Origin of the sequence: Pseudonocardia sp., from assembly GCF_025965585.1 — a bacterium.
Classification (GTDB): Bacteria; Actinomycetota; Actinomycetes; order Mycobacteriales; family Pseudonocardiaceae; genus Pseudonocardia.
Genome location: NZ_JAOPWR010000474.1, coordinates 1 through 7,942, shown reverse-complemented (window position 1 = coordinate 7,942; position 7,942 = coordinate 1). Strand labels below are relative to the sequence as shown.

The following is a 7,942-nucleotide window of genomic DNA, read 5'->3' as shown; positions in this document are numbered from 1 at the left end:
GTCCAGCCAGGCGGCGTCGCCGCGGCCCCCGCCGACGAGGCCCAGCCCGCCGCCCTCGGACACCGCCGCGGCCAGCGCCCCGCCCGCAGACCCGCTCATCGCGGCCGACGCGATCGGGCACCGGACTCCGAACAGCTCGGTGAACGGTGTGACGATCGCCATCAGGCCGGCCCGGTCGTGTCAGCCCCGGTCGTGTCAGCCCGGGTCATGGCAGCTGGGCGGCCATGCGCTCGCGCAGGAGCGTGGCCGCGGAGTAGGGGCGCACGAGCACCGTCAGCTCGGTCAGCTGCACGGTGTCGCCGCCGCCTCCGTTGTCGCCGTCCGGGGTGTCGCCGTCCGGGGTGCCGCCGCGCAGGATGTCGACGCCCTGCAGGTCGCGGTCGCCCACGTGGCACGCGAACTCCAGCACGTGCCCCGTGCCGCCCGCGTACTCACCGGTGTACCGGAAGTCCTCGAACACCTGCATCACGGCGGTGAGGATGGCGCGCAGCGCCTCCCGTCCGACGTACGGCTTGTGCACGACGGGGGAGTGGAAGACGACGTCGTCGGCGAAGAGCGCCACGGCGGCGTCGACGTCCTTGCCCTCGACGGCGTCGCGGAAAGCTGCGTACGGGTCGGTCACCGGCCCATCACACCACGAGCACTGCGCCGACCACAGCGCCGACGAGGCGCCGACTACGACGCCAGGGCGGCCGGTGCGACGGCCTCCGCCAGCAGCTCGTAGGAGCGGATGCGCTCAGCCGCGCCGTGGGTGCTGGTGGTGACCATCAGCTCGTCCACGCCGGTGCGCTCCACCAGCTCGCGGACGCCGTCACGGACGGTCTCGGGAGAGCCGATGACCTGGCCGTCGAGGCGCTCGTCGATGAACGCCTGCTCCTGCGGCGAGTACGGGTACGCCTCGGCCTCCTCGACCGTGGGCACGAGGCCGGGGTTGCCCATCCGCAGCCGCAGGAACTGCAGCGCGCCGGGCAGTGCCTGGCGGTGCGCTTCGGCGTCGGTCTCGGCCGCGAGCACGGCGGCGCAGATCATGGAGTACGGCTGCTCGAGGACGCCGGGCCGGAACGTGTCGCGGTAGAGCTTCAGGGCGGCCAGGGTGTTCTCGCCGCTGAAGTGGTGGGCGAAGGCGAACGGCAGCCCGAGCAGGCCCGCGACCTGGGCGCTGTAGCCGCTGGAGCCGAGCAGCCACATGTCGGGCTGCTGGCCGTGGGCGGGCACGGCCACGACCGGGCCCTCGCCGCGGAAGTAGGCGGCCAGCTCCTGCAGGTGCTCGGGGAAGTCGTCGGCGCCAAGCGCGTCGGTGCCGCGGCGCAGCGCGCGGGCCGTGCGCGGGTCGGTGCCGGGGGCGCGGCCGATGCCGAGGTCGATGCGACCGGGGTGCAGCGCGTCGAGCGTGCCGAACTGCTCGGCGATCACCAGTGGCTGGTGGTTGGGCAGCATGACACCGCCGGAGCCGACGCGAATGCGCGACGTGGCCCCGGCCAGATGCGCGATCAGCACCGCGGGCGACGAGCTGGCGATACCTGGCATGCCGTGGTGTTCGGCCACCCAGTAGCGCTGGTAGCCGAGCTCCTCGACACGCCGGATGAGGGCCGTGCTGGAGGCCAGCGCCGCGGTGGGCGTCGAGCCGGAGCCGATGGGGACGAGGTCGAGAACGGAGAGAGGCACCACGTCCGGTGTAACCCACCCGCGTGGCCGCTTCTTCCCGTGCAGCCGATCGGTCCAACGGGGTACTGCTCCATGCGGGTGGATCGCGGGTGCTCCGCGCTCGCACGGGAGGCTGGGCGACCCGATGGGAGGAGTGCCCGTGCTAGACGCCGTGCTGGCCGAACTGCTCGTGCGCAGTGGTGCGCGGGCCGCGCGCCTCGTCGACGCCCGGACGGGCACGCTGCTGGCCGAGGCCGGAGTTAATGCGGGCGAGGAGGTGGCCGCGCTCGTCCGGCTCGCGCGCGCCGCCGTCCCGGTGGGGGCCGCGAGCGGCGGGATGGAGGACCTCGTCCTGGCCACCCCGCGGGCGGTGCACGTGCTGCGCGGCCTTCCCGGTGCCTTCCTGCACGTCCGGGTCGAGGACGGGGCGGGGGTCGCCCAGGCACGCCGCGAGCTGGCCTCGCCCGCGCTGCACCGGGCGCTCGCGGCGGCGCTGGCACCGGTGGAGCCGATGCTGCCCCGGCCGCGCACACCGTCCGAGCGGCCCGACAGCCTGCCCGCGCTCGCCACGCTGGGAGCGAGCTCTCGGCCCTCGCGCGCGGGGTCGCTCGCCGTGCTGGCGCTGGCTGCGGACGCGTCGAGCCGGTTGCCGCAGCGGGCCCCCGGGCGGCCCCTGCGTGAGGTGCCCGAGGTGCTGGACCGGCAGTGGTCCCGCGACCTGGCGACGATGCAGCGCCTCGTCGCCGGGCTGCAGCGGCTGAACTGACTGAAACCGCCTCGCGGGGCACCTCTAGCATCGAGGGGTCAGTCGTACAACCCCCTCGCGAGACAACCCCCTGGAGGCACCCCGTGTCCGCGCCCGCAGTCAGCCCCCCGTCCGCCCCCGTCCGGGTGCCGGCCGGGACCACGGCGGGTGCCGCCGTGCGCGAGGCGGGCCTGCCGACCAGCGGCCCGAGCGCGGTCGTGGTCGTCAAGGACGCGGGAGGCGTGCTGAAGGACCTGGCCTGGGCGCCCGACGCCGATGCCGAGGTGACCCCGGTCGGCGCCGACACCGAGGACGGGCGCAGCGTCATCCGGCACTCCGCCGCGCACGTGCTCGCGCAGGCCGTCCAGCAGATGTTCCCCGAGGCCAAGCTGGGCGTCGGCCCGCCGATCACCGACGGCTTCTACTACGACTTCGACGTGGCGGCGCCCTTCACCCCGGAGGACCTCACCAAGCTCGAGTCGGCCATGAAGAAGATCATCAAGGCCGGCCAGCGGTTCTCCCGCCGCCGGTACGACTCGCTCGAGGACGCCCGCGAGGAGCTCGCCGACCAGCCCTACAAGCTGGAGCTGATCGACCTCAAGAGCGCGGCGGGCGACGACTCCGAGGTCATGGAGGTCGACGCCTCCGGCGAGCTCACCGCGTACGACAACGTGCACGCCCACACCGGCGAGGTCGTCTGGTCGGACCTGTGCCGCGGCCCGCACATCCCCACCACGAAGTTCATCCCGGCGTTCAAGCTCACGCGCAGCGCGGCGGCGTACTGGCGGGGCGACCAGAAGAACCCCCAGCTGCAGCGCATCTACGGCACCGCGTGGGAGAGCAGGGAGGCGCTCGACGCGCACCTGCACCGCATCGCCGAGGCCGAGCGCCGCGACCACCGCCGCATCGGCGCGGAGCTCGACCTGTTCTCGTTCCCCGACGAGCTGGGCTCGGGCCTGCCGGTATTCCACCCCAAGGGCGGCATCATCCGCCGCGAGATGGAGGACTACTCGCGCAAGCGCCACGAGGAGGCGGGCTACGAGTTCGTCTACTCGCCGCACATCACCAAGAGCAAGCTCTACGAGATCTCCGGCCACCTCGGCTGGTACGCCGACAGCATGTACCCGCCCATGCACCTCGACGAGGAGCGCAACGCCGAGGGCGAGATCACCAAGCCCGGCCAGGACTACTACCTGAAGCCGATGAACTGCCCGATGCACATCCTGATCTTCGACTCGCGCGGGCGGTCGTACCGGGAGCTGCCGCTGCGGGAGTTCGAGTTCGGGTCGGTCTACCGATACGAGAAGTCCGGCGTGGTCCACGGGCTCACCCGCGTGCGCGGCATGACCCAGGACGACGCCCACATCTTCTGCACCGACGAGCAGGTGCAGGACGAGCTGAAGTCGCTGCTGAGGTTCGTGCTCGACCTGCTGCGCGACTTCGGCCTCGACGACTTCTACCTCGAGCTCTCCACCCGCAACCCGGCGAAGTCCGTCGGCACCGAGGAGATGTGGGAGCGCGCCACCGGTGCGCTGCAGGAGGCCGCGCAGGAGTCGGGGCTCAAGCTCGTCGCCGACCCGGGCGGTGCCGCGTTCTACGGGCCGAAGATCTCCGTGCAGGTCAAGGACGCCATCGGGCGCACCTGGCAGATGTCCACCATTCAGCTCGACCTCAACCTGCCGGAACGGTTCGGCCTGGAGTACACCGCGGCCGACGGCAGCCGCCAGCGCCCGGTCATGATCCACCGTGCGCTGTTCGGCTCCATCGAGCGCTTCTTCGGCGTGCTCACCGAGCACTACGCGGGCGCGTTCCCGGCGTGGCTCGCACCCGTGCAGGTCGTGGCCATCCCGGTCACCGACGAGCAGGTGCCCGCGGTGGAGGAGATCGCCGCCCAGCTGCGCAAGCACGGCGTGCGCGTCGAGGTCGACGCGAGCGACGACCGGATGCAGAAGAAGATCCGCACCCACACGCTGCAGAAGGTGCCGTTCATGCTGCTCGCGGGCGCGCGCGACGCGGAGGCGGGCGCGGTGAGCTTCCGGTTCCGCGACGGCTCCCAGCGCAACGGCGTGCCCGTGGCGGAGGCTGTGCAGACGATCGTCGACTGGATCGCGAGCCGCAACAACGCCAGCCCGACGGCGGAGTAGGGACCGCCGGGATGGAGGAGCCTTCCTACGCGAGCGTCGTCGTGTCGCGCGTCCACCTGGCGGTGGCGGTCGTCTTCGCGGCGGCCGCCGCCGTGGCCGCGGCGATCGACGGGCAGTGGTGGCTGGGCGTGCTGCTCGCCGTCGTGTTCCTTGCCCTCGGCGTCCACCTCGGCGTCGTCCGGCTCACCGTCACGTCCGACTCGGTCCGCGCGGGTCAGGGGCCGTGGGGCGGCGGCCGCGAGATCCCTCGTGCGGAGGTGACCGAGGCGCAGGTGGTGGAGCTGAGCTTCGCGCAGGTGCTCGGGGCCCGCCTGCCGGAGAACAGGCGGATCGGTCGGCTCACGGTGCGTCCCGGCCCGACCCTGCAGCTCGTGCTGGGCTCGGGCGAGTACCTGTGGGTCACCACCGCCGACCCGGCCACGGCCGCCCGCGCGGTCCGGCCAACGGCTGCCACCTGAGCCGCCGATCACGGTCTCAGGGTGACCGGTGTCTAGGATCGGCGACCATGAGCGAGGCCGCCGACCCGGTCCTGGAGCCGCAGGACGGCGTGGGCACCCCCGACGGCTTCCGCCGCCTGTGGACGCCCCATCGGATGGCCTACATCAAGGACACCAGCGACGAGGGCTGCCCGTTCTGCCGCATCCCCTCGCTGCCCGACGACGAGGGCCTCGTCGTCGCGCGGGGGGACACGGTGTACGCGGTGCTCAACCTGCACCCGTACAACCCCGGCCACCTCATGGTGCTGCCCTACCGGCACGTCGCCGAGCTGGAGGACCTCACGCCCGCCGAGGCGGGGGAGCTGATGACGTTCACCCAGCAGGCGGTCCGGGCGCTCAAGGAGGTGGCCGCGCCCCACGCCTTCAACGTCGGGATCAACCTGGGCACGGTCGCCGGCGGGTCGCTGGCCGAGCACCTGCACCAGCACGTCGTGCCGCGCTGGGGCGGGGACGCCAACTTCATCGCCGTGGTGGGCCAGACCAAGGTGATCCCGCAGCTGCTCTCCGAGACCCGCGCGCTGCTCGCCGACGCGTGGTCCGGGGCCGCTGCGGGCTCCGAGTAGGCGCATCCGACTAGGCTGGGTGCCGACGGCGGCGCCCGACCCGCACTGTCCCCGGTCACCGTCCATCGCGCCGCATCCGTTGGGGCCGACAAGCAGGAGCCCATGCTCAACGTCTTCGCCCGCGTGCACGTCAACCGGGTGTCCGAGCCGCTCGGACGCTCGTTGCTCGGCGCCGGCATCACGCCGGACGCCGTCACGGTCGTGGGCACCGTCGGGGCCGTGGCCGGTGCGGTGTGGTTCTTCCCGCGTGACCAGCTGTTCGTCGGCACGCTCGTCATCACCCTGTTCGTGCTGTTCGACCTGGTGGACGGCGCGATGGCCCGCGCCCGCGGCCACGGCACCCCGTTCGGCGCCGTCCTCGACTCCACCTGCGACCGGCTCGCCGACGGCGCCCTGTTCGCCGCCATCGCCTGGTGGTGCCTGGGGGTGGGCGGCAACCGGCTGCTCGCCGTCGCCGCGCTCGTCTGCCTCGTCTCCGGGCAGCTCGTCTCCTACATCAAGGCGCGCGCCGAGGGGCTCGGGCTCTCGGCCGAGGGCGGGCTGGTGGAGCGAGCCGAGCGGCTGCTCCTCGCGCTGTTCGGCACCGGCCTGCAGGGTCTCGGCGTGCCGCACGCCCTCGAGGTGGCGCTGTGGCTGCTCGCCGTCGGGTCGCTGTGGACCGTGGGCCAGCGCATCGGGTCGGTGTACCGCAGCGCGCAGGCCCGACAGGCAGGCGCCCCGGCCGGCGATCCGGTCGATCCTGCGCAATGAGCCCGTCGCTCTCCGAGCGGGTTGCCGGGCCGACTGTCGCCGAGCGGCTGGTGGACCTGGAGTACGCGACCGCCTGGCGGCTCGTGCGAGCGTTGCCCGAACGGCTCGCGCTCGGCCTGTTCCGCAGCGGCGCGGACCTCGCCGCCCGCCGGCCCGGCGCCGGCGCCGGGCGCCTGCGCGCCAACCTCGCCCGGGTGGTGACGGACGCGGGCCCGGCCGAGCTGGATGTGCTCGTGCGCGACGGGCTGCGCAGCTACGCGCGGTACTGGTGCGAGGCGTTCCGCCTGCCGTCGATGGATCCGGCCCGCATCCACGCCCGCACCCGGGTCACCGGTGTCGCCCCGTTCACCGAGGCGGTGGACGCGGGGCGCCCGGTGGTGATCGCCCTGCCGCACAGCGGGAACTGGGACGCCGCGGGCGTCTGGCTGGTGGAGACCCTGCGGGCCCGGGGACTGGACCCGTCGTTCACCACGGTGGCGCAGCGGCTGCGGCCCGAGTCGCTCTACCGGCGGTTCGTGGCCTACCGGGAGTCGCTGGGCTTCGAGGTGGTCGCCGCCGAGGACGGCTCGGCCGCCTACCGCGCGCTGACCCGGCGGCTGCGGGCGGGCGGCGTCGTCTGCCTGGTGGCCGACCGCGACGTCACCGGCACCGGCCTGGAGATCCCGTTCCTGGGCGCGCCCGCGCGACTGCCCACCGGCCCGGCCCGGCTGGCCGCGATGACCGGGGCGCTGCTGCTGCCGGCCTTCCCCCGCTTCACCCCCGACGGCTGGGTGATCGACTTCGCCGATCCCGTGCCGGTGCCCGGGCGCGGCGACGTCGCCAAGGCCACCCAGGCACTCGCCGATGCGCTGGGCGTCCTCATCGGCCGGGCGCCCGCCGACTGGCACGTCCTGCAGCCGATCTGGCGGGACCGCTGATGCCGGCCGACGGCCCGCTGCGGATCGGGATCGTCTGTCCGTACTCCCTCGACGTGCCGGGCGGGGTCCAGAGCCACGTGCTCGGGCTGGCGCGGGCGCTCATCGCCGCGGGTCACGAGGTGGACGTGCTCGCCCCGGCCGTGGGCGCCACGCCGCTGCCCGGCTTCGTCACGCCCGCGGGCCGGGCGCTGGCCGTGCCCTACAACGGGTCCGTCGCGCGGGTGACGTTCGGGCCCCGGTCCTACGCGCGCGTGCGGCGGTGGCTCGCCGAGCACCGCTTCGACGTCCTGCACCTGCACGAGCCCACTACGTTCAGCCTGTCGGTGCTGGCCCTGCAGGTCGCGGACGGCCCGATCGTGGTCACCTTCCACACCGCCACCGAACGGTCGCGCGCGCTGAGCGCGTTCGGCGGGATGCTGCGGCCGCTCATGGAGAAGGTGACCGCGCGGATCGCCGTCTCGCCGCTGGCCCGCCGCGTGCAGGTGCAGCACCTCGGCGGCGACGCCGTCGAGATCCCCAACGGCGTCGACGTCGCGGCGCACGCCGGCGCATCGCCCCTGCCCGACCGGCGCCGGGGGGCGACGGTCGGCTTCCTCGGCCGCTTCGACGAGCCGCGCAAGGGCATGCCCGTGCTGCTCGACGCCGTGCGCGCGCTCGCGCCCGACCGGCCGGACCTGCGGCT

At 73.8% G+C, this 7,942-nt stretch carries 9 protein-coding genes; 7 read left to right on the top strand and 2 right to left on the bottom strand.

The genetic code is table 11. The annotated features are described in order from the left end of the window. Window positions 1-205: 205 nt before the first annotated feature. Complete coding sequence (locus JWR81_RS29070; RefSeq protein ID WP_297659969.1) at window positions 206-622, bottom strand: nuclear transport factor 2 family protein; 417 nt, start codon at window positions 620-622, stop codon at window positions 206-208. 53 nt (window positions 623-675) lie between these two features. Next, window positions 676-1,665 (bottom strand): LLM class flavin-dependent oxidoreductase, encoded by a 990-nt coding sequence (locus JWR81_RS29065; protein ID WP_297659964.1) that lies wholly within the window; start codon window positions 1,663-1,665, stop codon window positions 676-678. A 139-nt stretch (window positions 1,666-1,804) separates the two neighbouring features. Between JWR81_RS29065 and JWR81_RS29060 the strand changes: the two genes are divergently transcribed. The 7 genes from JWR81_RS29060 to JWR81_RS29030 form a co-directional block, all read left to right on the top strand. Further along, window positions 1,805-2,410 (top strand): hypothetical protein, encoded by a 606-nt coding sequence (locus tag JWR81_RS29060; RefSeq protein WP_297659961.1) that lies wholly within the window; start codon window positions 1,805-1,807, stop codon window positions 2,408-2,410. Window positions 2,411-2,493: 83 nt separating this feature from the next. Beyond that, complete coding sequence (thrS, locus tag JWR81_RS29055; protein WP_297659958.1) at window positions 2,494-4,533, top strand: threonine--tRNA ligase; 2,040 nt, start codon at window positions 2,494-2,496, stop codon at window positions 4,531-4,533. An 11-nt stretch (window positions 4,534-4,544) separates the two neighbouring features. Beyond that, the gene (locus JWR81_RS29050) at window positions 4,545-4,991 is read left to right on the top strand and encodes a hypothetical protein (protein WP_297659955.1); all 447 of its coding nucleotides are present in this window, start codon (window positions 4,545-4,547) and stop codon (window positions 4,989-4,991) included. A 47-nt stretch (window positions 4,992-5,038) separates the two neighbouring features. Then, entirely contained in the window at window positions 5,039-5,593 is a 555-nt protein-coding gene (locus JWR81_RS29045; RefSeq protein WP_297659952.1) for an HIT domain-containing protein, read from the top strand. Window positions 5,594-5,695: 102 nt separating this feature from the next. Beyond that, window positions 5,696-6,343, top strand: coding sequence for a phosphatidylinositol phosphate synthase (gene pgsA, locus JWR81_RS29040; protein ID WP_297659950.1), 648 nt, complete (start codon window positions 5,696-5,698; stop codon window positions 6,341-6,343). Continuing rightward, window positions 6,340-7,260, top strand: coding sequence for a phosphatidylinositol mannoside acyltransferase (locus JWR81_RS29035; RefSeq protein ID WP_297659947.1), 921 nt, complete (start codon window positions 6,340-6,342; stop codon window positions 7,258-7,260). The genes pgsA and JWR81_RS29035 overlap by 4 nt, the downstream gene beginning before the upstream one ends. A 17-nt stretch (window positions 7,261-7,277) precedes the next feature. Beyond that, window positions 7,278-7,942, top strand: a 665-nt coding sequence (locus tag JWR81_RS29030) for a glycosyltransferase family 4 protein (RefSeq protein WP_297659972.1), incomplete at its 3' end; no start/stop codon positions are given.